Origin of the sequence: Pseudomonas sp. 18-147, from assembly GCF_051048045.1 — a bacterium.
In the GTDB taxonomy this organism is placed as follows: domain Bacteria; phylum Pseudomonadota; class Gammaproteobacteria; order Pseudomonadales; family Pseudomonadaceae; genus Pseudomonas; species Pseudomonas aeruginosa.
The window spans coordinates 2,226,316-2,252,100 of the sequence record NZ_CP182296.1 but is presented as its reverse complement, the minus strand read 5'-3'; the positions used below and the strand labels follow the sequence as shown (position 1 = coordinate 2,252,100).

The following is a 25,785-nucleotide window of genomic DNA, read 5'->3' as shown; positions in this document are numbered from 1 at the left end:
GGGCGACCGTTCCTCAGTCGAGGATTTCCACCGGCATCCCCACCTCCAGGCTGCCCTGTCCCAGCGCAATCAGGTTCTGCCCGAACAGCACCGCGCCATCCTTTTCCCGGTAGGTCTTCAGGGTCGTCAGCGGCTCGCGGTCCTCGTTGCGCTCGCCGGTCGCCGGATCCAGGGTGGTGAGGATGCAGCGGGAACAGGGCTTGGCCACGACGAACTCGACCGAGCCGATGCGGATGCGTTTCCAGCCGTCCTCGGCGAACGCGGCGCTGCCTTCCACCACCAGGTTGGGACGGAAGCGCAGCATCTCCAACGGCCGGCCGACCCGCTGGCTGAGGTCGTCGAGCGAAGCCTGGCCGATCAGCAGCAGCGGGAAACCGTCGGCGAAATGCACCTTCTGCCCCGGTTCGGCGTAGCCGGTATCGACCTGCCGCGCGCGCGCCTCGGGAATGTGCACCAGGCGCGTCGGGCGGCCGAGGAAGCGCGTCAGCCAGTCCGCTGCGGCGTCGCCGGCATCCGGCGCCTGCAAGGTATCGCGCCAGACCGTGACGCCACGCAGGTTGGCGTCGGCTGCCGGTACTTCGAGGCTCAGCTCGGACATCCCCGGCGCATTCAGCCGCAGGACCTCCGGCGCCGCCCAGCGCGCCTGGATACGCCCCAGCTGCGGCAGCAGGCGCTGGGTGAAGAAACGTCCGGTTTCGGTGTCCACCGCCATCCAGCGTCGGTCGCCGACCACGCCCAGCGCATCGAGCGCGACGCGCTCCAGGGACTCGGCGGCGGAAGACTTGATCGGATAGCGGTACAGCGCGGAGAGACGGAACATGGAACCAGCATCCTTGGTGGAAAGATGCTGTTATACGGTGTCGCGGGAAAGGCCGACAAGACACAGACGCCACTCCAGGCAGCGGATCAGTCGGCCCCGCCCTCAGTCCTCGCGCGGCGGCTCGCGCAACAACGGCGAGCCGGCCGGCAAGTGCACGCGCAGCGCGCCCGGGGAAACCGAGAAACGCAGCTTGCGTCCTTCCAGCGGCTCGCCGTCGAGATTGACGTCGAGACCTTCCGCCGCCTCCACTTCCAGCCATGGCACCCGCGCGCGGACGAACAGGCTTTCCACTCCGTTGCCACCGCCGAGCAGGGTGCCCAGGGTACCGACCATGTCCTGCGGCGTCGGCAGGATGCTCACGTCCAGCAGGCCGTCGTCCACTCGCGCTTGCGGACACAGTACGTGCCCGCCGCCGGCCTGGCGCCCGTTACCGATGCCCAGGGCGAGGAACTCGCCTTCCCACTGGAAGTCCGGGGCGCTGAAACGGCCCTGGGCGGCATGCACTTCGGAAAAACGGGTCAACCCGGTCAACAGGTAGGCGGCACCGCCGAGAACCTTCTTCAGGTCCTCCGAGGTATTCGCGGTGACCTTCGAACCGAAGCCGCCAGTGGCCATGTTGAGGAACAGCTTGCCGTTCACCTCGCCCAGGTCGATCGGCCGCGCCGTCTGGTCGAGCAGCGCCAGCGCCGCGGCCGGTTCCAGGGGAATCCCGGCGGCGCGGGCGAAATCGTTGGCGGTGCCCAGCGGCAGGATCGCCAGGCTCGCCTCGCCTCGCCCGCGCGCCAGCGCTTCGGCCACCTCGCGCAGCGTGCCGTCGCCACCGCCCGCGACCAGCGTCGCATAGCCGGCCGCCAGCGCCTCCTCGACGATGCGCCGGGCGTCGCCGTCCTCCCAGGTTACCCGCACCGCCAGCTCCCGCCCGGCCTCGCGCTGTGCCGCGACCGCGGCACGAACCTCTTCGTTGCCCGCCTGCTTGCCGTGCAGGACCAGCAGAACCTTGTCCTTGTCCATCGAACCGAACCCCTCGTCGTGGCCTTGTCTTTGCCTATTGACCGCGTATCCGGGACGGAAGTGCGGCGCCCGGTTCAGGCAGGGTAGCCGGTAATCTCGCGAATGCTGCGGTAGAGCGGGCGCAACTGGCGATACATGCGCAGGTAGACCTCGCCATAGAGCCGCTGGTAGATCTGCCGGGCTTCCGCCTGGGGCAGGAAAACCCGGCCGACGCGGGTCATCCCGGCCACCGCGCTGGCGACGTCCGGATAGAGGCCGAGCCCCACCGCGCAGTCGATCGCCGCACCCAGGCCGGACGCCTCGTAGACATGCGGGCGCTCGGCCGGCAGGCCGAAGATGTCGGCGGTGAGCTGCATCGCCGCGTCGCTCTGCGAGCCGCCGCCGGCCACGCGCAGGCGCACGATCGGCGTGCCCGAACGCTTCTCGATGCGCTCCTTGCCCTGGCGCAGGGCATAGGCCAGGCCCTCGAGGATGGCCCGGTAGATGTGCGCCCGGGTATGCACGTCGCCGAAACCGATCATCGCCCCCTTGGCCTCCAGTCCCGGTTCGCGGATTCCCGGCGACCAGTAGGGTTGCAGGGTCAGGCCCATCGAGCCGGGCGGCACGCCGTTGACCAGTTCGTCGAACAGTTGCTCCGGCTCGACCCCCTGCTCGCGCGCCTGCTGCATCTCGCGCAAGCCGAACTCGCGCTTGAACCAGCTGACCATCCAGTAGCCGCGATAGATCATCACCTCGGTATTGAAATGATCGGGAATCGCCGCCGGATAGGGTGGAATCAGCGGCACGGTTTCCAGGTAGCGGGCGCGAGTGGTGTTGATGGTCGCCGTGGTGCCGTAGGAGAGGCAGGCGATGGTGGGCTCCAGCGCACCTGCGCCGAGCACCTCGCAGGCCTTGTCGGCCCCCGCGGCGATCAACGGCAGGCCTTGCGGAATGCCGGTGTGCCGGCTGGCCTCGGCGCTGATCTGGCCGAGCCGCTCGCCCGGCTTGAACAGCTCCGGCAACTGCTCGCGGCGTACCGCCAGCGCCTGCCATTTCCAGTCGCGCGGCGCGGCCCAGCGCAGGCGCTTGTAGTCGAACGGCAGGTAGGCAACGCAGCACCCCACCGAGTCGACGAAACGGCCGGTCAGGCGGTGGCTGAGAAAGCCGGAAAGCAGCAACACCTTGTCGGTCTTCGCAGCGATCTCCGGCTGCTCCTGGGCCACCCAGTTGACCTCGGCCTGGGCGCGGAAATGCTCCACCGCGCCCTCGGCGCCGACCAGCTTGAACAGCCAGCCCCAAGGCCCCCTGATGCGCTCGCGGACCTCCGCCCGGCGCTGGTCGAGCCAGAGGATCGCCGGACGCAACGGCCTGCCCTCGGCATCGACGTGGATCACCGTGCCACGCTGGGTGGTCAGCGACACCCCGCGGATGAGCCCGCGATCGATGTCCACCTGGTCCCAGAGCCGCCGACAGGCCTCGCCGAGCATCGCCCAGTAGTACTCGGGGTCCTGTTCGGCCCAGCCCGGATGCTTCGAGTAGTAGGCCTCCAGCTCCACCTTGCCCTTGCCCAGCAGGTTGCCCTGCAGGTCGAACAGCAGGGCGCGCACGCTCTGGGTGCCATTGTCGATCGCCAGCAGATAGTTCTTGTCGTTCATCTCGTTCTCGTCTCGGCTGGTCAGACGGGCAGGCTGTAGTGCCGGCGCCAGAGGTCCAGATAGGCCTGTTGCTCACGTTCCCAGCGCGGGTCGTCCCAGCCCAGGCGCGCTTGGCAGAGCGCGCGGATACGCGGCAGGTATGCCGCGCCGCCTCCGGGCAACAGCAGGCCGAGGCGGGTGCGGCGCAACAGCAGGTCATCGAGATGCAGCACCATTTCCGCCTCGGCGGCGAACGCCAATTCGGCCCAGAGCGTTTCGCTGGCACCCACGCAGTCCGTTCCGAGGGTGTCCACCAGCCGCTTGAGGCGGACCAGGTCGCGTCCGTAGCGACCGGCCAGGCGGCGTCGCTGGCCACTGCCGAGCCCGTCGATGAGCGGACCTTCGCAGGCGCCGAATACCGCCGCGCCATCGTCCGTGACCGTGCGCCCGAGCAGCGGCGCGCAGGCTTGTAGCACCTCCACCGCCAGCGGCCGGAAGGTGGTCAGCTTGCCGCCGGCCAGGGTCACGCAGCCCGGCTCGCGCCAGAGCACATGCTCGCGTTTCTCGTCGGAAGGCTTGCCGCTGTCGTCGCCGCTGCTGACCACCGGTCGCACGCCGGCCCAGGTCGACAGCACGTCGCGCGCCTCGATGGCCGCGGCGGGAAACTGCTGGGCGCAGGCCGCCAGCAGGTAGGCGAGTTCGGCGCGGCTGATCCGCGCGTCCTCCCCAAGGCCGTCGCGATGGTCGAGATCGGTGGTGCCGACCACCGTCGCACCCTCCCAGGGGAACACGAACACCGGTCGCCGGTCCGTGGCGTGCATGAAGCTGAAGGCATGGGCCACCGGCAGGCGCCAGGCCGGCAGCAATAGATGGCTGCCGCGCAGCGGGCGGATGTGCTCGCTTCCGCCGGGCTGGCGCAACTCATCGGCCCAGGCCCCGGTGGCCACCGCCAGGGCGCGGCAGCGAAAGTCGAGAAGCTCGCCGCTCTCGCGGTCCTCGGCGCGCAGGCCGACCACCTGGCCGCCCTCGCGCAGCAATTCGCGCACACGCATGCCGTTGAATGCCTCGCCGCCGTCGTGACGCGCCTCGGCCAGCACCCGCAGCACCAGGCGCGCATCGTCGGTCACCGCATCGAAGAATCGCGTGCCGCCGAGCAGCCGTTGTTCCTTCAGGCCCGGCGCCAGGTAGCGCAACGCGGCGGCGTCGTAGAAACGGTGGTTGCGCCGCCCGGCAAGGGCGTCGTACACGCTCAGCAGGCCGCCGAATAGCCGCGGGCCGGGAAAGCCGCCGCGGTAGTGGGCCATCACGAAGCTCAACGGCTCCACCAGCCCAGGCGCCTCGCCGAGCAGGCGCTGGCGCTCGCGCACCGAGTCGCGGGTCAGCCGCCACTGGCCCTTGGCGATGTAGCGCAGGCCGCCATGGACCATCTTCGACGAGCGGCTCGAGGTGCCCCAGGCGAAGTCCCGCTGCTCCAGCAGCAGGCAGCGCCAGCCGCGCCGCGCGGCTTCGCGGAGGATGCCGGCACCGCTGATGCCGCCGCCGACCACGATCAGGTCCCACTCCTGCCCCGCCAGCGCCGGCAGGCGGCGGCGACGCCACTCCTCGTTCCAGGCTGAAGTCATTCCGCTCAGTCCTGCAGCAGGGTGCCGCGGTTGAGCCGCCCGGCCGGGTCGAAGTGACCGGCCATGGCACGCAGCGCGGCGACGCCCAGTTCGCCCTTCTCGCGGGGCAGGTAGGGTGCGTGGTCCTTGCCGACGCCATGCTGGTGGCTGATGGTGCCACGATTGTCGACGATCGCCTGGCTGGCCGCATGCTTGAGACGCTTCCAGCGCTCCAGCGTCGCCGCATAGCTCGCGGCCGGACGGAACACGTAGGTGGTATAGATGCTCGACCCCTCGCCATAGACATGCGAGAGGTGGGTGAACACATGGACTTTCTCGCCCTCGGCGGCCAGGCCGTCTCGCAGGCTGGCCTCGATCTTCTGCAGCAGGCCGTCGACGTTGCTCCAGTCGGTGGCGGTCTCCAGGGTGTCCACGGCGTAGCCCGCCTGCCACAGGGCCTCGCGCAGGTAGGGGAAGCGGAAGCGGTTCTGCGCCCACTTGCGCCCCAGCAGGGTGCCGGTGAAGACCCCGCCGAAGCGTTTCAGCAAGGCCTTCGCCTGGCTCAGCGACAATCCGTTCTGCCGGCGGTTGCCGGTCACGCCGAAGGTCAGCATGCACTTGCCCTCGCCCGCGCCGCGCAGCGCCAGGTATTTCTCCAGCCAGGCGATCTGTCCGGGATGGCCGGCCAGGGCCAGTTGGGTCATGGTTTCCACGGCGTTGGACAGTCGCAGCATCGACAGCGGCACGCGCGCCTGGGCCAGCTCGCGGGTGGCTTGCAGGGCCTGCTGCCAGTTCGGCAGGAAGACGCTGTAGAAGCGCTCGTCCTCGGCCAGCGGCGAGACCCGCACCTTCACCGAGGAAATGATCCCGAAGCGTCCCTCAGAGCCCAGCACCAGTTCGCGCAGGTCCGGTCCCGCCGCGGATGCCGGGAAGGTAGCGATTTCAAGCGGCCCGGCGAAGGTCTCCAGGGTCCCGCCGGCGAAAAGTTGTTCGATCCGCCCGTAGCGCAGCGACTGCTGGCCACTGGAGCGGCTGGCGACCCAGCCACCGAGGGTCGACAACTCCCAGGACTGCGGGAAATGCCCGAGCGTGTAGCCCAGCGCACGCAACTGGCTCTCCACCTGCGGGCCGGCGGCGCCGGGGCCGAAGGTCGCGACCAGGCTCTCGCGGTCCAGATCGAGCAGGCGGTTCATGCGCTCCAGCGAGACCGTCAGTACCGGCCGCCGCGAGGCTTGCGGATTGATATGGCCGGCCACGGAAGTACCGCCGCCATAGGGAATCAGTTGCAGGTCGCGGGAGTCGGCCAGGGCCAGCAACTCGCGGATCTGTTCGGCGGTTTCCGGATAGGCCACGGCGTCCGGGTAGACGCCGAAGTCGCCCTCGCGCATCGCCAGCCAGTCCGGCAGGCTCTGCCCGCGGGCATGCAGCAGACGCTCACGGGGGTCGATGCTGTAGCGCGGATCGGCCTCCAGGCGCGACGCCGGGACCTTCGCCAGCGCCGCCTCCAGGCTGGCGTCCGGCAAGCGTGCGCCCTGCCCGACCAGTTCCGCCAGGAACCCACGGGCGCTGTCCGGCAATTCGACCACGGTGCTTTCTTCGCCCCAGCCATTCCAACGGCGCATGAACCTCTCCCCTCGCTTGTCGCGGCAACCTGTTTATCGGAACCTTTCTGGCTGCCTATACTAGCCAGCCGCCCTCGCCTGTCACTGTCGGATCGAGACACTCCCTGTGACCGATCAAGACAGCCGGCACGCACGCCGGACGGCCTGTTCCACCCGCCACGACAAGAACAACGACCATGCAGACCCTTGGCTCCACCTCGGTTCCGGCCCTGCTGAAATACCTGCGCCATGCCGAACGGCTCGGCCTGGACATCGCCCCTGCCCTGGCCGCCGCCGGCCTCCAGGCCGACCAGCTCAACGACAATCGCCAGCGCCTGCCGGGCGAAGCCCACGAGCGCCTGCTCGGCTATTTCTGCGAGCATTCCGGCGATCCCCTGTTCGGCCTGCATTCGGCGCGTTTCGTCCAGCCCGGCTCCTGGAGCGTGCTCGGCTACATCGCGATGAACTGCGCCACCCTGGGCGAGGCCATGAGCCGCATCACGCCCTACGAGAAGCTGGTCGGCGACATGGGCACCAGCCGCATCGAGGCGGCCGGCGGGCAGGTCCGGCTGATCTGGAACTGCCGCCACCAGACACCCCTGGTACGGCGCCACATGGTCGAGCACGTCCTGGCTTCCTGGGTCCTCTACGCGCGCTGGATCGCCGACCTGGAAGGTTCGCCGGACGAGGTCTGGCTGGAACACGACCTGCCGGACGGAACCCGCGTGGAAGACTACGAGACCTTCTTCGGCTGTCCGGTACGCTTCGCCCAACCCTGTTCGGCGCTGCTGGTACCGCTGGACTACCTGGCGCTGCCGCTGCGCCAGGCCGACGCGACGCTGCTGCGCACTCTGGAGGAACATGCCCTGGCGCTGATGGCCGAGCTGGACGATGACGAGCCGCTGCCGCTGCGGGTGAAGAACGCCCTGCGCCAGCTACTCAAGGACGGCCTGCCGCGCAAGGAACGGGTGGCGGAGAAGTTCGGCATGACCGTACGCACCCTGCAACGCCACCTGCAGCAAGCCGGCAGCAGCTACCAGCAGACCCTCGACGAACTGCGCCGCGAACTGGCCGAGCACTACCTGCTGCATAGCGAGCTGCCGATCCAGGACATCGCCCAGTACCTGGGCTTTACCGAGTCGCGCTCGTTCCATCGCAGTTTCAAGGGTTGGACCGGGCAGACGCCCGGCGAGTACCGGCAACGGCGCAAGGAGCCGGCGGCGCAATGAGAACGGCGGCCATCCGGCCGCCGTCGGCTCAATCGAGCAGTTCGCTCAGCGGAATGAACGCCACGCCCTCGCCTTCCACGAGGGTACGTCCCTCGCGGACCTCCACCAGCCCCTCGGCCCAGGAAGCGCTGCGCAGTACCCCGGAACTCTGGTTCGGATAGAGCACCGCGCGGCCCTGCTCCAGGCGACCACGCAGGTACTCGCGACGCTGCCCCGCCTTGGTCCAGGCAAAGCCGGCCGGTACCTCCACCCGCAGCGGCGCGACCTGCGCCACGCCAAGCCGGCGCAGCAGGTAGGGACGCGCCAGCAGGGCGAAGGTGACCAGGGTCGAAGCCGGATTGCCCGGCAGGCCGATCACCGGGATGCCCTGGAACTGGCCGACGGTCAGCGGCTTGCCGGGTTTTATCGCCAGCTTCCAGAGGGTCAGCTCGCCGGCTTCGCGCAGCGCCATGCCGAGGAAGTCGGCCTCGCCCACCGATACGCCGCCGGTGGACAGGATCAGGTCCACCCCGGCCAACCCGGCCAGGCGCTCGCGGGTACGTGCCAGGTCGTCGGGAAGGATGCCGGCGTCGAGCACGTCGCAGCCCAGGCGTTGCAGCCAATCCTTGAGCAACGGACGGTTGCTGTTGTAGATCTGCCCGGCCTGCAGCGGCTGGCCCGCCTCGACCAGCTCGTCGCCGGTGGACAGCAGCGCCACCCGCGGCTTGCGTCGCACCTCCAGGGCCGCGTAGCCGAGCGAAGCCGCCAACCCCAGTTCGATGGAGCGCAGGCGCGTGCCGGCCGGCAGGACCAGGTCGCCCTGGCGGATTTCCTGGCCACGCGGGCGCACATGCTGGCCCGCGCGCAACGGCTGGGTGAAGCGCACGCGGCCATCGTCGAGCGCTTCGGCGTTTTCCTGCATCTCTACCAGATCGGCGCCTTCGGGCAGCGGCGCACCGGTGAAGATCCGCGCACAGGTACCCGCTTGCAGCGGCTCCGGCGCCTGTCCGGCAAAGATCTTCTGGCTGACCGGCAGTGGCTCGCCGTTCCAGTCGGCGAGGCGCAAGGCATAGCCGTCCATGGCGCTGTTCGGCCACGGCGGCAGGTCCAGGCCGGCCAGCAGGTCGACCGCCAGCACGCGGCCGCCAGCCTGCTCCAGGGGCACCTGCTCACACGTATCGATAGGCGTTTGCGCGGCCAGTTCGAGGAGCCGTTCCAGCGCCGTCTCGACCGGCATCAGCCCCGGCTGTTCGCAGCAGCCGCTCACCCGCGGCTCTCGCAGGGCGCCGCCTGTTTCAGGTGCGGGACGAAGTTGCACGGGCGATGACGGGCGTCCAGTTGCTCGACGAGGATGCCTTCCCAGGCAGTGCGGCAGGCGTTGGTGGAGCCCGGCAGGCAGCAGACCAGGGTGCCGTTGGAAAGCCCGGCCAGGGCCCGCGACTGGATGGTGGAGGTACCGATGTCGGCCAGCGAAATCTGCCGGAACAGCTCGCCGAAGCCGTCCACCTGCTTGTCCAGCAGGCAGGCCACCGCTTCCGGGGTGCTGTCGCGGCCGGTGAAACCGGTGCCGCCGGTGATCAGCACGACCTGCACGCTATCCTCGGCGATCCAGGTCGCGACCTGTGCGCGGATCCGGTATAGGTCATCCTTCAGCAGCACGCGAGCGGCCAGGTTGTGCCCGGCCTCGGTCAGGCGGTCGACGAACAACAGGCCTGAAGTATCGGTTTCCAGGGTACGGGTATCGCTGACGGTCAGGACGGCGATGTTCAACGGCACGAATGCCGTTTCGGCCTTGTGGCTCATGGGGTTGGCCCTTGCTTGTGGACGTGATCGCGGTGTTATATCACAGGCCCGACACGGAGACCCCAGATGCCCGATAGCGCCCTGCCCCCCTGCTCCATCCTTCTCCTGGCGGGAGGCCGCGGCCAGCGCATGGGCGGTCGCGACAAGGGCCTGATCGAGTGGCAGGGCCTGCCCCTGATCGCCCACCTGCATCGCCTGGTGCGCCCGCTCACCGATGACCTGATCGTCTCCTGCAACCGCAACCAGGAACGCTATGCGGCCTATGCCGACCGCCTGGTGAGCGACGACAGCCGAGACTTCCCCGGCCCGCTCGCCGGCATCCGCGCCGGCCTGGCGGTGGCCCGGCATCCCTGGCTGCTGGTGCTGCCCTGCGATGCGCCGCGCATCGACCGCGCCTTGCTGGAAACCCTGCTGCAGGCCGCCGGCCGCACACCGGCGCGCCCCTGGATGCTGCGCTGCGGCGGCCAGTGGGAACCGCTGTTCAGCCTGATCCCGACGCACCTGGCCGAAGAGATAGAACACGCCTGGCGCCAGGGCGACCGTAGCCCACGCCACGTCCTGTTGCCGCTTGGCGCGGAGGCCATCGAGCTGGCCGCGGGCGATCCGCGGCTGGCCAACCTGAACACCCCCGAGCTGTTGGCTAATCACCGCGAACTGAAGTAAAACGGAAGGGACGTCGAGTCGAATTTTCTCGAAGGTGGGGGGAACACTCGTTTTTAGGGGGGAACTCTTCCTAGAACTCGTCTGTCAGAAACTCGTAACTTCAAAGTCTGACCGCACAGGAGAACTGCGCAATGATCAAGCGGATGCTACCCGCCCTCCTTCTCGCCGTAGGCCTCGGCGCCCTCGCGGGTTGTTCCAGCCCTACCGTGATCACCCTCAACGACGGACGTGAAATCCAGGCCGTAGACACCCCTTCCTATGACGAGGATTCCGGCTTCTACGAGTTCGAACAGCTCGACGGCAAGCGCGCCCGCGTGAACAAGGACCAGGTCCGCACCGTCAAGGAACTCTGATACCGTCGCGTAACAGGTTTTCCTGAAGACCCCGTCGACTCGAACGAGCGACGGGGTCTTTGCTTTTTCGCCCGGGGAAACCGGGGCTCGAAAAAAAATTCATCTAACCCCTTGTGTACCAAAACTTTTTCTGTAGAATGCGCCCCAACAAAACGGAGCGTAGCGCAGCTTGGTAGCGCGTCTCGTTCGGGACGAGAAGGTCGCTGGTTCGAATCCAGTCGCTCCGACCATATCCCGAAAAACCCGCCTCAACGGCGGGTTTTTTATTGCCTGCGATTCGGCCTTTCTCACAGGGTACGCAGGTAGGCCACCAGGTCGCCCTTCTCTTCCGCGGACAGCTTGCGCTCCAGCACCAGGTTGAAGAACTCCACGGTGTCCTCCAGGGTCAGCAGGCGGTCGTCGTGCAGGTACGGCGGCGAATCCTTGATCCCGCGCAATGGGAAGGTCTTGATCGGCCCGTCGGCGGACGCCATCACGCCATTGACCAGTTTCGGATCGTAGAAGCGCTCCACCTTCAGGTTGTGCATCAGGTTGTCGGTGAAGTAAGGCGGCGCATGGCACCCGGCGCAGGCCGCCTTGCCGTAGAACAGCTTTTCGCCACGCAATTCCTGCTCGCTGGCCTTGCCCGGATCGAGCCGCCCCTCCACATCCAGCTTCGGTGCCGGGGGGAAGTCCAGCAGCGCCTGGAACTCACCCATGAAATGCACTTGACTGCCACGCTCGAGCACGTTCACCCCCTTCTTGGTGGCGATTACCGGATCACCGTCGAAGTAGGCGGCGCGCTGCTCGAACTCGGTGAAGTCCTCGACGGTCTTCAGCGCCCTCTGCGAGCCGAACAACCGCTGGATGTTCACCCCGCGCAGCGTCGGCGTGTCGATGCGGTGGCGGAACGGCTGCGGGCGCACATCGCCGGCCAGGTGGGTAGCGGCATTGGTGTGGCCGTTCGCATGGCAGTCGAAGCAGGCTACGCCGCGGCTCGGATGCTCGCTACGGCGATCGTCGGTGAGGTTGAACTGCTGCTGCGGAAAGGCCGTTAGCAGCAGGCGCAGCCCTTCCAGCTGCTTGGGATTGAGAATCCCGTTGAACAACTCGAAATAGTTGTCGATGGTCACCAGCTTGCCCTTGGACACATCGCCCAGGTCAGGCCGGGTGGTAAGGAACATCGGTGCCGGGAATTCCGGCAGGAAGTGGTCCGGCAGGTCGTAGTCGAGGTCGAAACGGGTCAGGTCGCGGCTTTCCTGGCGCTTGATCTCGTCGATGAGGAACTTGGGAAAGACCATCCCGCCTTCGGCATGGTTGGGGTGCGGCAGCGGCAGGAAGCCACCGGGGAACAGCCCCTGCTTGCGGATTTCCTCGGGGCTCAGCCTGGCCAGTTCCTCCCAGCTGGTGCCGGCCGGCAGCTTCACCCGGATCCCCTCCTGCAGCGGCTTGCCGCGCGTCATGCTGGCGCCCTTGGCCGGCCTGTCGCTGAGATCGTAACGCTGCTCGAGAAGCGTCTTGTGGGCCTGTTCGATCGACGGCTTGTTCGCCGTCATGCGCTTCATGATGGTGGCGAAGTCCTCATTGATCACCACCGGCGAATAGCTGGAAGTCTTGCTTGGCTGCTCATCCCCCGCGCCCACGGCGGATTGCAGCCCCAGGGCGAGCGGCATGACCCAGAGGGCATGGCGCGTCCAGGCGGGCGTTTTCATCAGGCGTCCTCTTTCGTTATGAGGAAACGCCGAGCCTCGTCGTCCCGACCCCCACACCCCGGCGGTCCGCGACAGCGGACCGAACGACCTGCGACGCGTCCTGCGCCACGCGGGTTCCCGGCTGTTTCCAGTCAGTCCTGAAGGGAACTCAGGGTTTATCCATCGCCCTTAGGCCTAGCCGAACGCAGCCTGCCGAGCCAATAGACTCAGGCTATGAAAACCATTGAGAAACGCCTATGCATCGCTTCGCCAGCATCGCCGAAGCCAGGCACCGCGCGGCATGGGGGAAGGAAGCGGAACGCAGTCCGGTTTGCGCATAGAGCGCGGGGTTACCAGCGGTGCCGCGCTTAGCGCGAATGAATAGGCATCAGCAGCTGAGGAAGGCTGCGACCTGCTCGGCCTCGAACGGCCAGTTCAGCTCGGCGCCATTGTCGCAGCGGCGCAGCACCGGGATCCGCAGGCCATAGTGCTCGACCCAGGCTTCGTCGTCGGCGATGTCCACCAGTTCGACCAGCAGGCCATGTTCGACGAAGGGCATCAGCACCGCCTCCGCGACTTCGCAGAGGTGGCAACCGAGGGTTCCGAAGAGTTGGCATTCCGGGGGCATCGAAAGGACCTGTGCAGTGTTTCGCGGCGATGGTAGCACCCGCGCTCAGATGCCAGCGACCTGCAACAGACTTTCGGCCGCCTGCCGGGCCTCGCGGGCCTGGTCCGCCGGCCCATGGATGTGCGCCATCACCAGCGCGCCCTCCATCAGGTATTGCAACTGCCGCGCAAGCAGTGCCGCCGAACGCGCGCCCAGGCGCTCCAGCTGGCGCTGGAAGTAGGCTTCGACGAAGGCCTTTTGCTCGGCCGCCTGGCGGTGGATCGGATGCGAGCGCTCATGGAACTCGGCGGCGGCATGGATGAAGGCACAGCCACGGAACGCCTCGTCCTGGAGGAACTCCTGCAGACCATCGAACACCGCCAGGATCGCCGCTCGCGGCTGCAACCGTGCCTCGGCTTCGAGCATGCGTTCGGCGGTGCGCTGCCGACGCACCTCCAGGGCGGCCATGATCAGTTCGTCCTTCGAGCGAAAGTGCTTGTACAGCGTCATCTTCGCCACCCCGGACTCGGCCAGGATGCGGTCGATGCCGGTGGCGTGGTAACCCTCGCGATAGAACAGGTCGACGGCGGTGCTGAGCAGTTGCTCGCGTTTGCGGGATGTCATGGAAAGCCTCCTGAGCGGCCCATTATGCGCGACCCTGGCGCCCCCTTGAACCGCTCTGCGTCGCTCCCCGGACGAATACCGACGGAAAAAGGCGAACGCGCGCCTTGAAATATACAGACCTGTCTGTCTAATATCCAGGCACCAATACCCGCCTGGAACCCTCAGATGAAACTGCATGACCTGGATCTCTCCGGCAACGCCTACAAGGTCCGCCTGTTCCTCTCCCTCATCGGCCGCGAGGCGACGCTGCGGCCGGTCGATTTCCTCAACCGCGAGCACAAGACCCAGGCCTTCCTCCGCATGAATCCCCGCGGACAGATCCCGGTGCTGGAAGACGGCGAGCTGCAACTGGGCGACTCCCACGCCATTCTCGTCTATCTGGCACGACGCCATGCCGGTCCCGAGTGGTATCCGCTCGACCCCGTCAGCCAGGGCCGCATCGCCTACTGGCTCAGCTATTCGGCCAACGAGGTGCAGAACGGCCCGGCCAGCGCCCGGCTGATCACTCGCTTCAACCTGCCGCTGGATCGCGAGCAAACCCACCAGCGAGGCCTGGAAGTGCTGCGCCTGGTCGACTGGCACCTGGCCGAGCATCGCTGGCTGGCCCAGGGCGAACAGCCGAGCATCGCCGACGTGGCCCTCTACCCCTACCTGGCCCTCGCCCCCGAAGGCGGCCTGGCGCTGGACCACTACCCGGCGCTGAACGCCTGGATCGCCCGCATCCGCGCGCTGCCCGGCTACATCCCGATGCCCGGCCTGTAGCTCGGCAGGAGGCAGCATGAGCCAGGAACAGAGTCCCTTCCACACCGGCGAACTGGCGATCCAGGAACGCGCCGGCGTTCGCGAACAGGTCGCCGGCTTCGGCAGCCGCGCGATCCGCACCTTCATGCCGGACCAGCACCGGGAGTTCTTCTCCCTGCTATCGCTGTTGCTGGTGGGCAGCCTCGACGCCGACGGCTACCCCAGCGCCTCGGTGCTCTGGGGCCCCCCCGGCTTCGCCCGTTCGCCGGAACCGACCCGCCTGCGCATCGACAACCTGCCGCAAGCGGACGATCCGCTGGCGGCCAATCTCGAGGCTGGCACCCGCCTCGGCATCCTCGGCCTGGAATGGCCGACCCGCCGCCGCAACCGCATGAATGGACGGGTCCTGGCGCGGGACGGAAAGGGTTTCACGGTCGGCGTCGAGCAATCCTTCGGAAACTGTCCCAAGTACATCCAGGCGCGCAGCCATCAGCCCGTCTCCAGGATCGCAAGTCCCGCGTTGCAGGGCGAAGGACTCGATCCACGCTGGCTGTCGCTGGTCTCGCGCAGCGATACGCTGTTCATCGCCAGCCAGCATGCCGACCCGCTCAGAGGCGGCGTCGACGTCTCCCATCGGGGCGGGCCGCCGGGCTTTCTCCGGCTCGGCGCGGATGGCCGCCTGTGGTTGCCCGACTATGCCGGCAACCGCCTGTTCAATACCCTCGGCAACCTGCTCCAGGACCCTCGCTGCGGCCTCCTGTTCATCGATTTCGACAATGGCGACCTGCTGCACCTGCACGCCGAGGCCGAGCTGTTCTGGCCGGGTTCGCAGCCATCCATCCCCTGGCCCGCCGGCGCCGAGCGCCTGCTGGCGTTGCGCCCCGCAGGCTGGCGCTGGCGGCGCGGCCGCCTGCCGCTGGCATTCGGCGAGCCCCAGCCATCCCCTTTTCTTCCTGCCGGTGAATCTTGATGCCTTTCCTGTATCGCCTTGCCTCGTTGTTGATCGCCCTCCTCGTCCTGCCGGTGCAGGCGGCGGAAATGCGAGTCGCCCTGTTGCGCACCTCGGGAGTGGAAACCCTCGATGCGCTCACCGTCGACGGCGGCTCCTGGGTGCGCCGGGTGCCGCTCAGCCATACCGCGGTGCTGATCGAGCACCACGCCGCCACCCTGCTCTTCGACACTGGCCTGGGGCGCGACATCGACGCCCAGTTCCGTGCCGACATGCCTTGGTGGGCAGCGCCGCTGTTCGCTTACCAGAAAGTCGTCCCGGCGCGCGACCAACTGGACGCAGCCGGTATCCGCGTCGATCGCATCCTGCTGTCCCACGCACACTGGGATCACGCCTCGGGCCTGGTCGACTTCCCCGAAGTACCGGTCTGGGCACCCTACGAGGAGATCGCCTTCAGCCGCATCGCCACCCCGCCGGCCGCCTTCCCCAGCCAATTCCGCCATGGCGTGCGCTGGCGACCTTACAGCTTCGATCCGCGGCCGTTCATGGGCTTCGACGAAAGCCTCGACCTGTTTGGCGACGGCCGCCTGGTGCTGGTCCCCCTGCCCGGCCATACGCCCGGCTCGGTCGGTCTGTTCGTCACCCTCGACAGCGGGCGCCGGCTGTTCTTCAGCGGCGACACCAGTTGGCGACTCGAAGGCGTCGAAGGCCCACGGCAGAAATTCTTCGCCGGCCGCGCCCTGGTCGATCGCGATCCCGCGCGCACCCTCGCGCAACTGGCGAAGATCCGCCTGCTGCTCCGCAGCGACCCGCGCCTGAGCGTGATTCCGGCGCACGATGCGCGGGTCCAGGCCGCCCTGGGCTACTTCCCGCACTGGCTGGAATAGTGGGAAAGCCCGTCCTAGACAGGGTTCGTGCCAATTCGCGGCCACCCTCGACTAATGTCTAACAGTGGCCGTCTTCCTGTAGTGCTTAAGTAACCGGGCTGTCACAGGCCGACGTGGCGTCACGCCGCCGCCATCGGCCTGCCCCAAGCGCTCGAGGAGACAATAACAATGAGCATGACCCCGATCGCCCGTGCCGTGGCTTTTGCCGCGCTGGGTTCCAGCATTACCGTCCCAACCCTGGCCCATGCCGAGTTCATCAAGGACAGCAAGGCCAGCATCGAACTCCGCAACTTCTACTTCAACCGTGATTTCCGCCAGGAAGGCGCCAGCCAGTCCAAGGCCGAGGAATGGGCTCAGGGCTTCCTCCTGCGCTACGAGTCCGGCTACACCGAGGGCACCATCGGTTTCGGCGTCGACGCCATCGGCCTGCTCGGGGTGAAGCTCGACTCCAGCCCCGACCGCAGCGGCACCGGCCTGCTCAAGCGCGACCGCGAGACCGGCCGCGCCCAGGACGACTATGGCGAGGCAGGGATCACCGCCAAGCTGCGGGCGTCGAAGAGCACCCTGAAGATCGGCACCCTGACCCCCAAGCTGCCGGTGATCATGCCCAACGACAGCCGCCTGCTGCCACAGACCTTCCAGGGCGGCGCGCTGAACTCCATGGAGATCGACGGCCTGACCCTCGACGCCGGGCGCCTGAAGAAGGTCAACCAGCGCGACTCCTCGGACAACGAGGACATGACCATCACCGGTGGCGGCAAGCGCAACATCGTGGTCCGTTCCGGGCTGACTTCGGACAAGTTCGACTTCGCCGGCGGCAGCTACAAGTGGACCGACAACCTCAGCACCAGCTACCACTACGGCAAGCTCGACAACTTCTACAAGCAGCATTACCTCGGCCTGGTGCACACCCTGCCGATCGCCGACAAGCAGTCGCTGAAATCCGACATCCGCTGGGCGCGCTCCACCGACGACGGTTCCAGCAACGTCGACAACAAGGCGCTCAACGCCATGTTCACCTACAGCCTCGGCTACCACGCCTTCGGCGTCGGCTACCAGAAGATGAGCGGCGACACCGGCTTCGCCTACATCAACGGCGCCGACCCCTACCTGGTGAACTTCATCCAGATCGGCGACTTCGCCAACAAGGACGAGAAATCCTGGCAGGCGCGCTACGACTACAACTTCGCCGGCGTCGGCATTCCCGGCCTGACCTTCATGACCCGCTACGTCAAGGGCGACAACATCGACCTGCTGACCACCTCGGGCGAAGGCAAGGAATGGGAACGCGACATGGACATCGCCTACGTGTTCCAGAGCGGCCCGTTGAAGAACCTCGGGGTGAAGTGGCGCAACGCGACCATGCGCACCAACTACACCAACGACTACGACGAAAATCGCCTGATCGTCAGCTACACGCTGCCGCTCTGGTAACGGCAGGCCCCGCGGATAGCCGCGCTACGGCCATCCGCCCCTCCCCAGAGCCCCGCGGCGGAACGAAGAGGCCACCCTTGGGTGGCCTCTTTCATGGCGGGATGCCTCGCTCGCAGCGTGCAGGACGGATAGCGCCTGGGGCGTTATCCGCCGATACCCCACCGGACCAAGGAAGTCCGCCCCCTCATTCGTGGCTGATCGCGCCGATCTTGTGGATCGACAGGTCCGCGCCGTAGTACTCCTCCTCCTGGCTCAAGCGGATGCCCAGCAGCGCCTTCATCAGCCCATAGACCAACAGGCCGCCGGCGAAAGCCACCGTCACCCCCAGCAGGCTGCCGAGCGCCTGGCTGGCCAGGCTCACCCCGCCGAGCCCACCCAATGCCTGCTGGCCAAAGATGCCGCAGGCAATCCCGCCCCAGACCCCGCAAAGACCGTGCAACGGCCAGACACCGAGGACGTCGTCGATCTTCCAGCGCACCTGGGTCGCGGTGAACGCCCAGACGAACAGGGCCCCCGCCACCAGGCCGGTAGCCAGCGCGCCGATCGGATGCATCAGGTCGGAACCGGCGCACACCGCCACCAACCCGGCCAGCGGACCGTTGTGCAGGAAACCCGGGTCGTTGCGGCCGATCAGCAGCGACGCCATGGTGCCGCCAACCATCGCCAGCAAGGAGTTGACCGCCACCAGCCCGCTGACCCCAGCGAGGGTCTGGGCGCTCATCACGTTGAAGCCGAACCAGCCGATGATCAGGATCCACGACCCCAGTGCCAGGAACGGGATGCTCGACGGCGCCATCGCCACCAGCTTGCCGTCGCGATAGCGGCCGTTGCGGCTGCCCAGCAATAGCACCGCCGCCAATGCCAGCCAGCCGCCCAGCGCATGCACCACCACGGAGCCGGCGAAATCGTGGAAGGGCGCGCCGAACTCCAGCTTCAGCCATTCCTGCAAGCCGAAATTGCCGTTCCACACCAAGCCTTCGAAAAACGGGTACACGAAGGCCACGATCAGCGCCGTGGCGCACAACTGCGGACCGAACCTGGCACGCTCGGCGATGCCGCCGGAGATGATCGCCGGGATTGCCGCGGCGAAGGTCAGCAGGAAGAAGAACTTCACCAGCGCATAGCCACTGTCCACGGTCAGCGCCGCCGCCGGATGGAAGAAAGTCACGCCGTAGGCAATCCAGTAGCCGACGAAGAAATAGGCCAGCGCCGAGATGGCGAAGTCGGACAGAATCTTCGACAGGGCGTTGACCTGGTTCTTCAGGCGCACGGTGCCCACCTCGAGGAAGGCGAAGCCGGCGTGCATCGCCAGCACCATCACCGCTCCGAGCAGGATGAACAGGGTATTGGAGCCGTGGATCAGGACTTGCACCGCACTATTCAGGTTATCCATGGATTGAGGCAGCCTTCGCGCGTAGAGAGAAAGCACCAGAAACGCCCACGCCCGCCCTTCAACGCACCATGACGAAGCAGTAGTCGTCGTGCGAACCGCCGCTTTTCTTCGGCAGACGTTTCGCAAGGTGCCTGAGGCAGCATGGAAAGCTCCCGGACTTTCCTTGATTTTCATTGGGTTGGACGTTCATCCCGAAGTACCCTCCGGGAGCGCCTGGCGCCCTCGCAAGGGGCATTCCGGCCGACGTGCGCACCAGGGAATTGCAAGCGCCATACCAGTTCGCGCCCCGTTGCGAGGCAGCCGGATGGGCGTCATCTCGCCGCAGCCGCGCCGACAGGCACGCTGTGGCAGTCTTTAATGAAAGGAACGCCGGGAGCGACCGGCAACGCGCGGAAATTACCCACCGGTTGAACCTTCCGCCCCGCGCTCGGCTCGAAAAAAACACACCCCATGACCAGAGGAGCTCGTCATGCCCCGCAAGACCACTGCAAACGCTGCAAAGGATGAACTGTTGGCTGAATTCCAGGCACTGGTCGCCGATACCGAGAAACTCCTGCAAAGCACCGCCGACGTGGCGGGCGACCAGGCCGAAGAAATCCGCGGCAAGATCCACGACAGCCTCAAGCGCGCTCGCGATACCTTGCGCGACACCAAGGACTCGCTGAAGGACAACGTCCGCGAACGCAGCCAGGCCGCGGTGGACGCCACCGAGGTGTACGTCGGCGAACACCCCTGGCAGAGCATCGGCATCGCCGCCGGCGTCGGCTTCCTGCTTGGCCTGTTGGTCAGCCGGCGCTGAGCCATGAGCGAAGGAAAGGACCCGGCGGACGGCCGCCCCTCCCTGCGGCGCTTCGGCGCCGCCTTCCTCGGCCTGTTGCACGGTCACGTCGAGCTGTTCGGCATCGAGCTGCAGGAACAGAAGGCCAACACCCTGCGCCTGCTGCTGTTCGCCGGGCTGGCCCTGGTATTCGCCCTGCTCCTGCTGGTCGGCCTGTCGCTGCTGGTGCTGATCGTGTTCTGGGACACCAACCGGCTCGCAGCGGCGCTCGGGTTGTGCCTGTTCTACGTGATCGGCTCGCTGTTCTGCGGCTGGCGCCTGTACCAGTCGATCAACGACGAAAGCTCGCCGTTCAGCGCCACCCTGGAAGAACTGGCCAACGACCGCGAGCGACTGCTGCCATGACAAGGAAACGCGCATGAGCCAACTACCGGTGAACGCGACCGGCCTGTCGCGTCGCGAATTGCGCAAGGCGGTGATCCGCCTGCGCCTGGAAATGCAGCGCCAGCAATTGCGCCGCGAAAGCCAACTGCTGGTGCAACCCTTCCGCCAGGCCCAGGGGCTGGGCCACAACCTCAGCCAGCAACTGTTCGGCGGTGGCAATGCGGCGCTCTGGGGCGCCGGCGGAGCCGCACTGCTGGGCGTACTGCTTGGCAAGGGCGGACGCTGGCAGCGTCTGCTGCGCCTGGGCGTCGCCCTGGCCCCGCTGTTGCTCGGCCTGCGCAAGCAGAAAGGCCGTTGAAGGATGCGCCGACCGGCAACGGTCGGCGCCCTCCGTTTCCCCAACGCGACGATTGAGCTTGCCAAGGCAAACCGTTAGCGTGTCCGCATCGCCTCAGCGCATCCCTGGAATTCCCGATGGACTGGCAGACCCTGCTCACCCGCGAACGGCTCGGAAAGCCGGTACACAGCAACGATGAACTGGGCCGCAGCGCCTTCCACAAGGACCATGACCGGATCATCTTCTCCGGCGCGTTTCGCCGCCTCGGACGCAAGACCCAGGTCCATCCGGTCTCCAGCAACGATCACATCCACACCCGCCTGACCCACTCCCTGGAAGTCGCCTGCGTCGGCCGCTCGCTGGGCATGCGGGTCGGCGAGATCCTCCGCGAGGAACTACCCGAGTGGTGCGACCCCAGCGACCTCGGGGTCATCGTCCAGTCGGCCTGCCTGGCCCACGACATCGGCAACCCACCATTCGGGCACTCCGGCGAAGACGCGATCCGCAACTGGTTCCAGCAAGCCGCCGGACGTGGCTGGCTGGACGAGATGAGCGACGCCGAGCGTTCCGACTTTCTCCACTTCGAAGGCAACGCCCAGGGCTTCCGGGTCCTCACCCAACTGGAATACCACCAGTTCGACGGCGGCACGCGGTTGACCTACGCAACCCTGGGTACCTACCTGAAGTACCCCTGGACCTCGCGCCACGCCGAAGCGCTGGGCTACAAGAAGCACAAGTTCGGCTGCTACCAGAGCGAACTGCCGCTGCTCGAGCAGATCACCCATAAGCTCGGCATGCCGCAACTCGACGACGAGCGCTGGGCTCGCCATCCGCTGGTCTACCTGATGGAAGCGGCGGACGACATCTGCTATGGCCTGATCGACCTCGAAGACGGCCTGGAAATGGAGCTGCTCGAATACAGCGAGGTCGAGGCGCTGTTGCTCGGCCTGGTCGGCGACGACCTGCCCGACACCTATCGCCAACTCGGCCCCAGGGACTCCCGCCGGCGCAAGCTGGCGATCCTCCGCGGCAAGGCCATCGAGCACCTGACCAATGCCGCCGCCCGTGCCTTCGTCGACCAGCAGCAGGCCCTGCTCGCCGGGCAGCTTGCCGGCGACCTGGTGGAACACATGCATGGCCCGGCCAAGCTCTGCGTGCAGCGGGCCAAGGCCATCGCCCGGGAAAAGATCTTCCAGGACAAGCGCAAGACCCTCCACGAGATCGGCGCCTACACCACTCTGGAGATCCTCCTCAACGCCTTCTGTGGCGCCGCGCTGGAGCAATACGGCGGGCATACGCCGTCGTTCAAGAACCGGCGCATCCTCGACCTGCTCGGACGCAACGCGCCCGACCCGCAGTGGCCGCTGTACCGCGCCTTCCTCCAGGTGATCGATTTCATCGCCGGCATGACCGACAGCTACGCCACGGAAATGGCCAGGGAAATGACCGGACGCTCGAGCCCCTCCTGAACGGAAGGGCTCATACCGCAGCGGCCGCCAACTGCTCCTGGAGTTCCTCCTGCAACGCCTCCAGGGCCAGCCGGAGTCTTTCGCCAGGCGCCTGCAGGCACTCCCCGTCGCCACTTCGCCGGCAGGCGTCCTCCAGGGCCTCGCAGGCCTCCAGCAGGGTACGCGCCCCGATCATCCGCGCGGCGCCCTTGATGCGGTGGGCATGCTCGGCGAGCCTGGCCCTGTCGCCCTCGCGCAGGAGGATGGCAAGGCGCTGGAGGTCCTGACGGTTGCTGCCTAGCAGGGTCTCCAGCAGTTCGCGCAGCCGTTCCGGGCGGCCGCCGCCGAGGCTGCTGAGAGCGTCCGCGTCATAGAGCCCCCGGGGCTGCGCGGCGTCGCGGCCGAAAGAGGTCGCGAGGTAGTTGCGCAGGGTCTCCAGGCCGAGCGGCTTGAACAGGCAATCATCCATGCCCGCGTCGCGACAGCGCTGTACCTCGTCCGGCTCGGCGTCGGCGGTATAGCCGAGGATCAGGATCGGCGCGCGCCGCTCGCACCGTTCCTGGATGCGTATCCTGCGTGCCAGCTGATAGCCGTTCAGGCGCGGCATGTTGCAGTCGCTGATCAGCACCTCGAAGCGCTCGTCGGCCCAGAGTTCCAGCGCCACCTGGCCATCCTCCGCTTCCGCCACCCGGTGGCCGAGAAATTCCAGTTGCTGGCGCAGCAGTACCCGGTTGGGCGGATAGTCGTCGGCGATGAGGATATGCAGGCGGCGAGACGGCTCCATGGATGCTGCCAGCGGGTCCTGGCCGGATTCAGGCATTTTCGGCCCGCACTGGCGCAAGAGCAGGTCGAGCGACACCCGGGTGCCTTTGCCCGGCTCGCTGTGCATCTCGACATCGCCGCCCATGAGGTCCACCAACTTCCGACAGATCGCCAGCCCAAGGCCGGTCCCGCCCTGCACCGTGCGTCCCTTGGCCACCTGGATGAAAGGCTGGAACAGGCGCGCCTGGTCCGCCGGAGCGATACCGATACCGGAATCCTCCACGTCCACCCGGACGATCGCCCTCCCCTCGTCCAGGCTCCTTTCCTGGAGACGGATCGTCACCTGTCCCCGCTCGGTGAACTTGATCGCATTGCTCACCAGGTTGGAGAGCACCTGCTTGAAGCGCAGGGGATCGATCAGCACGTCCCGTCCCGGGGCATCGTCCAGCTCCACAACGAGCCTCAGGCCTTTCTGCCGGGCCAGGCCTTCGAACATGCGGCGCACCGACTCCACGACATGGCGCAGGCGAACCCGCTCGGGCGTGAGGGTCAGGTGACCGGACTCGATCTTGGCGACGTCGAGGATGTCGCCGATGAGCAGTTGCAGCGACCCCGCTGCCTCGTAGGCGACCTCCAGCGAGGCGCGTTCGCGCTGCTCCGGCGCCAGGCGCTGCAGGACCAGTTCGAGGATGCCGATGACCGCATTCATCGGCGTACGGATCTCGTGGCTCATGGTCGCCAGGAAGACGCTCTTCGCCCGATTCGCCTCGTCCGCCTGGCGCATCGCCTCGCGCAACTGGCGGGCCAGGCGCTCCCGTTCGGTGATGTCGATCCAGCCGTTCATCAGGCCGAGCACCCGGCCCTGGCGATCCCTGTAGGGCGTGACCCAATGGTGGATCTCCAGCAATTGCCCGCCGATGCGCACCGCCATGTCGGTGAAGCTCGCCGTTCCTCCCCGAGCCACCGCCAGGCACTGCTGGTGCATGAGCCGTGCCTTGCTGCCCTCGACCCAGTCGGAATCGGTCAACAGGGTGCCGCGCGCCTGCTCACGGGTCATCCGCAGGCTTTCCAGGTAATTGCGGTTGCAGGCCAGCAGGCGACCGTCGAGCGTGCGGATGCTCACCGGGTAGGGAATCCCGTCGACCAGCGCCTGCTTCAATGCCAGGCGGCCGCTCAGGTCGGCTTCGGTACGTTGCCAACGCCTGAGCCTGAGCTGCAGGACGGTATTCCAGCCCAGGCATCCGACGCAGACCAGGCAGGCCACCAGCAGGCCGAGCACCAGGCTGGAAGGGGATGGCGAGCGCAGCCCGTCGGCAGCCTGGCGTAGCGGCGCTTCGTCGACCACATCGGCGTCCCCCGGACGATCCGGAGCGGGAATCCGGAGCATGGAAGAATATTCGCCAGCCGTCGCCCTCGCCGGAACGGCATATCCCGCCATGCAGGCGAATATGAGAAGCAGGCCGAGCATGCACGCACTGCGTTTCTGGAACTTCATTCGGTTCCGGCCCTTAGATAAGCGTATTGCGTTTGGCGAACTCGATGAGATCCACCAGCGAGCCGGCGTTCAACTTCAACAACAAGCGCGCCTTGTAAGTGCTGACGGTCTTGTTGCTGATAAACATCTGCTCGGATATCTGCTTGTTCGAATAACCCTGGCTGAGGTATTGCAATACCGATACTTCGCGATCGGACAGGCGTCCGAGCAATTCCACATCGTCGGAATAGGCGCCCTGTTGCACAGGACGCATGGCCGAGCTGGGAAAGTAACTGTATCCCGAGGCGACCGCATTCACCGCCGTCACCAGTTCGGCCAGTCCGCCCTGCTTGCAGACGAACCCGGCTGCGCCCGCCTGCATGCTGCGCAGGGCGAAGAGCGAGGCGCTCTGGCCGGTCAGGACGAGGATCTTCAGGGGCAACGCCAGCACCATCAGGCGGCTGATGACCTCGAGGCCGTCCAGCCTGGGAATGCCGATATCGAGGATGACCAGGTCCGGCTTCAGCTCCCGCCCGAGGCTGATGGCATCCACGCCATTATCGGTATCGCCGACGATCTGGTGCCCTTCGGCTTCCAGCAACATCTTCATGGCCATGCGAATCACGGGGTGATCGTCGACTATCAGGATACGGCTCATTGTCTGATTTCCTTGCCAATAAAAATTCAGAAAAAATTCTCCTGAGCAAGATATAGACGGGAGCCATATTGTCGAGATACTCGATGGCAACTCATATACTTTAAGGAATATTCTCACGGAAACTTAATTTATTTCTTACGGCGAATTCAAAACCTCGTATATTGCCAAGCAATTGGCCTGGTTATCTGCATGAAAAACACCCGCATATATACGCGCCTTCCCGGCTCGTTATCTGCCAGAGCGAGTTGAATAGTTCGTCAGGGGTTTCGGAGTATTGCTATCCGCATGTACGGCCACAAGCCGCCGACATGCCTTGGCAGGGCAAAGGGAAGCACGACGGGCGCCGGGCCAGATAGCGCCGGAGCAGGATTGAAAGGGAGGGAAGACGCGACCGCCATCCTCGGGCGGGATGGCGGCGCTATCGCTTAGAGCTTCGGCAGGACAGGCTGTTCCGGGTACCAGGCGTCGACCAACGCGCCGACCTCGACGCTGGCCAGTTCCGGTTGCTGCTTCAACCAGGCCTCGATCAGGGCCCGCTGCTCTTCATTGACCGAGCCACGGCGCGCCAGGCAGACGAAACCGAATTCGTCGCAGCCGCCATAGGTCAGTTCGTTGGCTTCGATCGCCTGATCGATGAAGCGCAACATGAAAGCGTTCACCGCATCGGCATCCACGCCTTCCTTGTAGTGGAAGTTCAATTCGAAACCCAGCTCCTGGAATTCATCGACGCACAATTTCTTGCGCAGGCGGCGGGAACGATTAGTAGCCATGGCGGCATCTCCTGGATTGACGCTCCATTGGCGGAGCCTCGCATTACAGACAGTAGCCGACGCCGCTGGAGCCGCGGGCGAACCCCGGCAAGCTCCGCGCGGCGCGGCCGGATTGCCGGCGCACTCTACCAGTTCCGACCATTCGGCGATATGACGGCGAACTCCGCGAAACTCCAGCGCATCGTTATCCGCCTTG

At 66.6% G+C, this 25,785-nt stretch carries 25 protein-coding genes and 1 tRNA gene; 12 read left to right on the top strand and 14 right to left on the bottom strand.

Annotation, left to right across the window (positions count from 1 at the left end; translation table 11 throughout):
• Nucleotides 1–13 precede the first annotated feature (13 nt).
• The 5 genes from ACM0M4_RS10850 to ACM0M4_RS10830 form a co-directional block, all read right to left on the bottom strand.
• A complete protein-coding gene (locus ACM0M4_RS10850; protein WP_003113973.1) occupies nt 14–820 on the bottom strand; it encodes an MOSC domain-containing protein in 807 nt (268 codons plus the stop codon).
• 102 nt (nt 821–922) lie between these two features.
• Complete coding sequence (yegS, locus tag ACM0M4_RS10845; protein WP_003091230.1) at nt 923–1,831, bottom strand: lipid kinase YegS; 909 nt, start codon at nt 1,829–1,831, stop codon at nt 923–925.
• A gap of 74 nt (nt 1,832–1,905) precedes the next feature.
• Nucleotides 1,906–3,465, bottom strand: a complete 1,560-nt coding sequence (locus ACM0M4_RS10840; RefSeq protein WP_003160647.1) for an FGGY-family carbohydrate kinase — start codon at nt 3,463–3,465, stop codon at nt 1,906–1,908.
• 20 nt (nt 3,466–3,485) lie between these two features.
• A complete protein-coding gene (locus ACM0M4_RS10835; protein ID WP_004344729.1) occupies nt 3,486–5,066 on the bottom strand; it encodes a glycerol-3-phosphate dehydrogenase/oxidase in 1,581 nt (526 codons plus the stop codon).
• Nucleotides 5,067–5,071: 5 nt separating this feature from the next.
• Complete coding sequence (locus ACM0M4_RS10830; RefSeq protein ID WP_003143646.1) at nt 5,072–6,667, bottom strand: FAD-binding oxidoreductase; 1,596 nt, start codon at nt 6,665–6,667, stop codon at nt 5,072–5,074.
• 176 nt (nt 6,668–6,843) lie between these two features.
• Between ACM0M4_RS10830 and gliR the strand changes: the two genes are divergently transcribed.
• Nucleotides 6,844–7,875, top strand: a complete 1,032-nt coding sequence (gliR, locus tag ACM0M4_RS10825) for an AraC family transcriptional regulator GliR (protein ID WP_003116474.1) — start codon at nt 6,844–6,846, stop codon at nt 7,873–7,875.
• Between the two features lie 28 nt (nt 7,876–7,903).
• Here the strand turns inward: gliR and ACM0M4_RS10820 are convergent, their stop codons facing one another.
• Together ACM0M4_RS10820 and moaB are read right to left on the bottom strand one after the other, a co-directional pair.
• The gene (locus ACM0M4_RS10820) at nt 7,904–9,121 is read right to left on the bottom strand and encodes a molybdopterin molybdotransferase MoeA (protein WP_003143645.1); all 1,218 of its coding nucleotides are present in this window, start codon (nt 9,119–9,121) and stop codon (nt 7,904–7,906) included.
• Complete coding sequence (moaB, locus tag ACM0M4_RS10815) at nt 9,118–9,657, bottom strand: molybdenum cofactor biosynthesis protein B (RefSeq protein WP_003143644.1); 540 nt, start codon at nt 9,655–9,657, stop codon at nt 9,118–9,120. Before moaB ends, ACM0M4_RS10820 begins: the two co-directional genes overlap by 4 nt.
• Before the next feature lie 66 nt (nt 9,658–9,723).
• On the opposite strand from moaB, the gene mobA reads away from it, so the two are divergent.
• From mobA to ACM0M4_RS10800, 3 genes are all read left to right on the top strand, one after another.
• Nucleotides 9,724–10,320 (top strand): molybdenum cofactor guanylyltransferase MobA, encoded by a 597-nt coding sequence (gene mobA, locus ACM0M4_RS10810; protein WP_003109495.1) that lies wholly within the window; start codon nt 9,724–9,726, stop codon nt 10,318–10,320.
• A 131-nt stretch (nt 10,321–10,451) separates the two neighbouring features.
• Entirely contained in the window at nt 10,452–10,673 is a 222-nt protein-coding gene (locus tag ACM0M4_RS10805; RefSeq protein ID WP_003091247.1) for a YgdI/YgdR family lipoprotein, read from the top strand.
• Between the two features lie 153 nt (nt 10,674–10,826).
• A tRNA-Pro gene (locus ACM0M4_RS10800) sits at nt 10,827–10,903 on the top strand.
• Nucleotides 10,904–10,960: 57 nt separating this feature from the next.
• On the opposite strand, the gene ACM0M4_RS10795 is transcribed toward ACM0M4_RS10800, so the two are convergent.
• The 3 genes from ACM0M4_RS10795 to ACM0M4_RS10785 form a co-directional block, all read right to left on the bottom strand.
• A complete protein-coding gene (locus ACM0M4_RS10795; RefSeq protein WP_012613897.1) occupies nt 10,961–12,364 on the bottom strand; it encodes a cytochrome b6 in 1,404 nt (467 codons plus the stop codon).
• Nucleotides 12,365–12,731: 367 nt separating this feature from the next.
• The gene (locus ACM0M4_RS10790) at nt 12,732–12,971 is read right to left on the bottom strand and encodes a glutaredoxin family protein (RefSeq protein WP_003113967.1); all 240 of its coding nucleotides are present in this window, start codon (nt 12,969–12,971) and stop codon (nt 12,732–12,734) included.
• Nucleotides 12,972–13,016: 45 nt separating this feature from the next.
• The gene (locus tag ACM0M4_RS10785) at nt 13,017–13,574 is read right to left on the bottom strand and encodes a TetR/AcrR family transcriptional regulator (protein ID WP_003103255.1); all 558 of its coding nucleotides are present in this window, start codon (nt 13,572–13,574) and stop codon (nt 13,017–13,019) included.
• A 165-nt stretch (nt 13,575–13,739) separates the two neighbouring features.
• On the opposite strand from ACM0M4_RS10785, the gene ACM0M4_RS10780 reads away from it, so the two are divergent.
• The 4 genes from ACM0M4_RS10780 to opdQ all read left to right on the top strand — a co-directional run bounded on the left by ACM0M4_RS10780 (nt 13,740) and on the right by opdQ (nt 17,585).
• Entirely contained in the window at nt 13,740–14,336 is a 597-nt protein-coding gene (locus ACM0M4_RS10780; protein ID WP_115288746.1) for a glutathione S-transferase family protein, read from the top strand.
• Nucleotides 14,337–14,352: 16 nt separating this feature from the next.
• Nucleotides 14,353–15,285, top strand: a complete 933-nt coding sequence (locus ACM0M4_RS10775; protein WP_003119784.1) for a pyridoxamine 5'-phosphate oxidase family protein — start codon at nt 14,353–14,355, stop codon at nt 15,283–15,285.
• On the top strand, nt 15,285–16,151 hold the full coding sequence (locus ACM0M4_RS10770; protein ID WP_003116469.1) for an MBL fold metallo-hydrolase: 867 nt from the start codon (nt 15,285–15,287) through the stop codon (nt 16,149–16,151). The genes ACM0M4_RS10775 and ACM0M4_RS10770 overlap by 1 nt, the downstream gene beginning before the upstream one ends.
• A 168-nt stretch (nt 16,152–16,319) precedes the next feature.
• The gene (gene opdQ / locus ACM0M4_RS10765; protein WP_003091257.1) at nt 16,320–17,585 is read left to right on the top strand and encodes a porin OpdQ; all 1,266 of its coding nucleotides are present in this window, start codon (nt 16,320–16,322) and stop codon (nt 17,583–17,585) included.
• A 184-nt stretch (nt 17,586–17,769) separates the two neighbouring features.
• Here the strand turns inward: opdQ and ACM0M4_RS10760 are convergent, their stop codons facing one another.
• Nucleotides 17,770–18,978, bottom strand: a complete 1,209-nt coding sequence (locus ACM0M4_RS10760; RefSeq protein WP_003091258.1) for an ammonium transporter — start codon at nt 18,976–18,978, stop codon at nt 17,770–17,772.
• A gap of 469 nt (nt 18,979–19,447) precedes the next feature.
• Between ACM0M4_RS10760 and ACM0M4_RS10755 the strand changes: the two genes are divergently transcribed.
• The 4 genes from ACM0M4_RS10755 to ACM0M4_RS10740 all read left to right on the top strand — a co-directional run bounded on the left by ACM0M4_RS10755 (nt 19,448) and on the right by ACM0M4_RS10740 (nt 21,946).
• On the top strand, nt 19,448–19,777 hold the full coding sequence (locus tag ACM0M4_RS10755; protein ID WP_003091262.1) for a DUF883 family protein: 330 nt from the start codon (nt 19,448–19,450) through the stop codon (nt 19,775–19,777).
• Between the two features lie 3 nt (nt 19,778–19,780).
• Nucleotides 19,781–20,161 carry a phage holin family protein gene (locus tag ACM0M4_RS10750; RefSeq protein ID WP_003091263.1) on the top strand — a complete coding sequence of 127 codons (381 nt, stop codon included), beginning with the start codon at nt 19,781–19,783 and terminating at the stop codon, nt 20,159–20,161.
• 13 nt (nt 20,162–20,174) lie between these two features.
• The gene (locus ACM0M4_RS10745; protein ID WP_003103249.1) at nt 20,175–20,498 is read left to right on the top strand and encodes a hypothetical protein; all 324 of its coding nucleotides are present in this window, start codon (nt 20,175–20,177) and stop codon (nt 20,496–20,498) included.
• 116 nt (nt 20,499–20,614) lie between these two features.
• Nucleotides 20,615–21,946 carry a deoxyguanosinetriphosphate triphosphohydrolase gene (locus ACM0M4_RS10740; RefSeq protein ID WP_003091265.1) on the top strand — a complete coding sequence of 444 codons (1,332 nt, stop codon included), beginning with the start codon at nt 20,615–20,617 and terminating at the stop codon, nt 21,944–21,946.
• A 10-nt stretch (nt 21,947–21,956) separates the two neighbouring features.
• Here ACM0M4_RS10740 and ACM0M4_RS10735 read toward each other — a convergent pair whose 3' ends face one another.
• The 3 genes from ACM0M4_RS10735 to ACM0M4_RS10725 all read right to left on the bottom strand — a co-directional run bounded on the left by ACM0M4_RS10735 (nt 21,957) and on the right by ACM0M4_RS10725 (nt 25,589).
• Nucleotides 21,957–24,182: an ATP-binding protein gene (locus ACM0M4_RS10735; RefSeq protein WP_024928970.1), complete on the bottom strand. Its 2,226-nt coding sequence runs from the start codon at nt 24,180–24,182 to the stop codon at nt 21,957–21,959.
• A 13-nt stretch (nt 24,183–24,195) separates the two neighbouring features.
• Nucleotides 24,196–24,819: a response regulator transcription factor gene (locus tag ACM0M4_RS10730; RefSeq protein ID WP_003091268.1), complete on the bottom strand. Its 624-nt coding sequence runs from the start codon at nt 24,817–24,819 to the stop codon at nt 24,196–24,198.
• Between the two features lie 425 nt (nt 24,820–25,244).
• Nucleotides 25,245–25,589: a YggL family protein gene (locus ACM0M4_RS10725; protein WP_003091271.1), complete on the bottom strand. Its 345-nt coding sequence runs from the start codon at nt 25,587–25,589 to the stop codon at nt 25,245–25,247.
• Between the last annotated feature and the right edge of the window lie 196 nt (nt 25,590–25,785).

Coding starts and splice junctions, on each gene's coding strand:
- ACM0M4_RS10735 (WP_024928970.1), bottom strand. CDS start 24,182: ATGAAGTTCCAGAAACGCAGTGCGTGCATGCTCGGCCTGCTTCTCATA.
- ACM0M4_RS10745 (WP_003103249.1), top strand. CDS start 20,175: ATGAGCCAACTACCGGTGAACGCGACCGGCCTGTCGCGTCGCGAATTG.
- ACM0M4_RS10830 (WP_003143646.1), bottom strand. CDS start 6,667: ATGCGCCGTTGGAATGGCTGGGGCGAAGAAAGCACCGTGGTCGAATTG.
- ACM0M4_RS10805 (WP_003091247.1), top strand. CDS start 10,452: ATGATCAAGCGGATGCTACCCGCCCTCCTTCTCGCCGTAGGCCTCGGC.
- yegS (WP_003091230.1), bottom strand. CDS start 1,831: ATGGACAAGGACAAGGTTCTGCTGGTCCTGCACGGCAAGCAGGCGGGC.
- ACM0M4_RS10730 (WP_003091268.1), bottom strand. CDS start 24,819: ATGAGCCGTATCCTGATAGTCGACGATCACCCCGTGATTCGCATGGCC.
- ACM0M4_RS10750 (WP_003091263.1), top strand. CDS start 19,781: ATGAGCGAAGGAAAGGACCCGGCGGACGGCCGCCCCTCCCTGCGGCGC.
- gliR (WP_003116474.1), top strand. CDS start 6,844: ATGCAGACCCTTGGCTCCACCTCGGTTCCGGCCCTGCTGAAATACCTG.
- ACM0M4_RS10775 (WP_003119784.1), top strand. CDS start 14,353: ATGAGCCAGGAACAGAGTCCCTTCCACACCGGCGAACTGGCGATCCAG.
- ACM0M4_RS10740 (WP_003091265.1), top strand. CDS start 20,615: ATGGACTGGCAGACCCTGCTCACCCGCGAACGGCTCGGAAAGCCGGTA.
- mobA (WP_003109495.1), top strand. CDS start 9,724: ATGCCCGATAGCGCCCTGCCCCCCTGCTCCATCCTTCTCCTGGCGGGA.
- moaB (WP_003143644.1), bottom strand. CDS start 9,657: ATGAGCCACAAGGCCGAAACGGCATTCGTGCCGTTGAACATCGCCGTC.
- ACM0M4_RS10755 (WP_003091262.1), top strand. CDS start 19,448: ATGCCCCGCAAGACCACTGCAAACGCTGCAAAGGATGAACTGTTGGCT.
- ACM0M4_RS10835 (WP_004344729.1), bottom strand. CDS start 5,066: ATGACTTCAGCCTGGAACGAGGAGTGGCGTCGCCGCCGCCTGCCGGCG.
- ACM0M4_RS10770 (WP_003116469.1), top strand. CDS start 15,285: ATGCCTTTCCTGTATCGCCTTGCCTCGTTGTTGATCGCCCTCCTCGTC.
- ACM0M4_RS10790 (WP_003113967.1), bottom strand. CDS start 12,971: ATGCCCCCGGAATGCCAACTCTTCGGAACCCTCGGTTGCCACCTCTGC.
- ACM0M4_RS10850 (WP_003113973.1), bottom strand. CDS start 820: ATGTTCCGTCTCTCCGCGCTGTACCGCTATCCGATCAAGTCTTCCGCC.
- ACM0M4_RS10760 (WP_003091258.1), bottom strand. CDS start 18,978: ATGGATAACCTGAATAGTGCGGTGCAAGTCCTGATCCACGGCTCCAAT.
- ACM0M4_RS10780 (WP_115288746.1), top strand. CDS start 13,740: ATGAAACTGCATGACCTGGATCTCTCCGGCAACGCCTACAAGGTCCGC.
- ACM0M4_RS10840 (WP_003160647.1), bottom strand. CDS start 3,465: ATGAACGACAAGAACTATCTGCTGGCGATCGACAATGGCACCCAGAGC.
- opdQ (WP_003091257.1), top strand. CDS start 16,320: ATGAGCATGACCCCGATCGCCCGTGCCGTGGCTTTTGCCGCGCTGGGT.
- ACM0M4_RS10725 (WP_003091271.1), bottom strand. CDS start 25,589: ATGGCTACTAATCGTTCCCGCCGCCTGCGCAAGAAATTGTGCGTCGAT.
- ACM0M4_RS10785 (WP_003103255.1), bottom strand. CDS start 13,574: ATGACATCCCGCAAACGCGAGCAACTGCTCAGCACCGCCGTCGACCTG.
- ACM0M4_RS10795 (WP_012613897.1), bottom strand. CDS start 12,364: ATGAAAACGCCCGCCTGGACGCGCCATGCCCTCTGGGTCATGCCGCTC.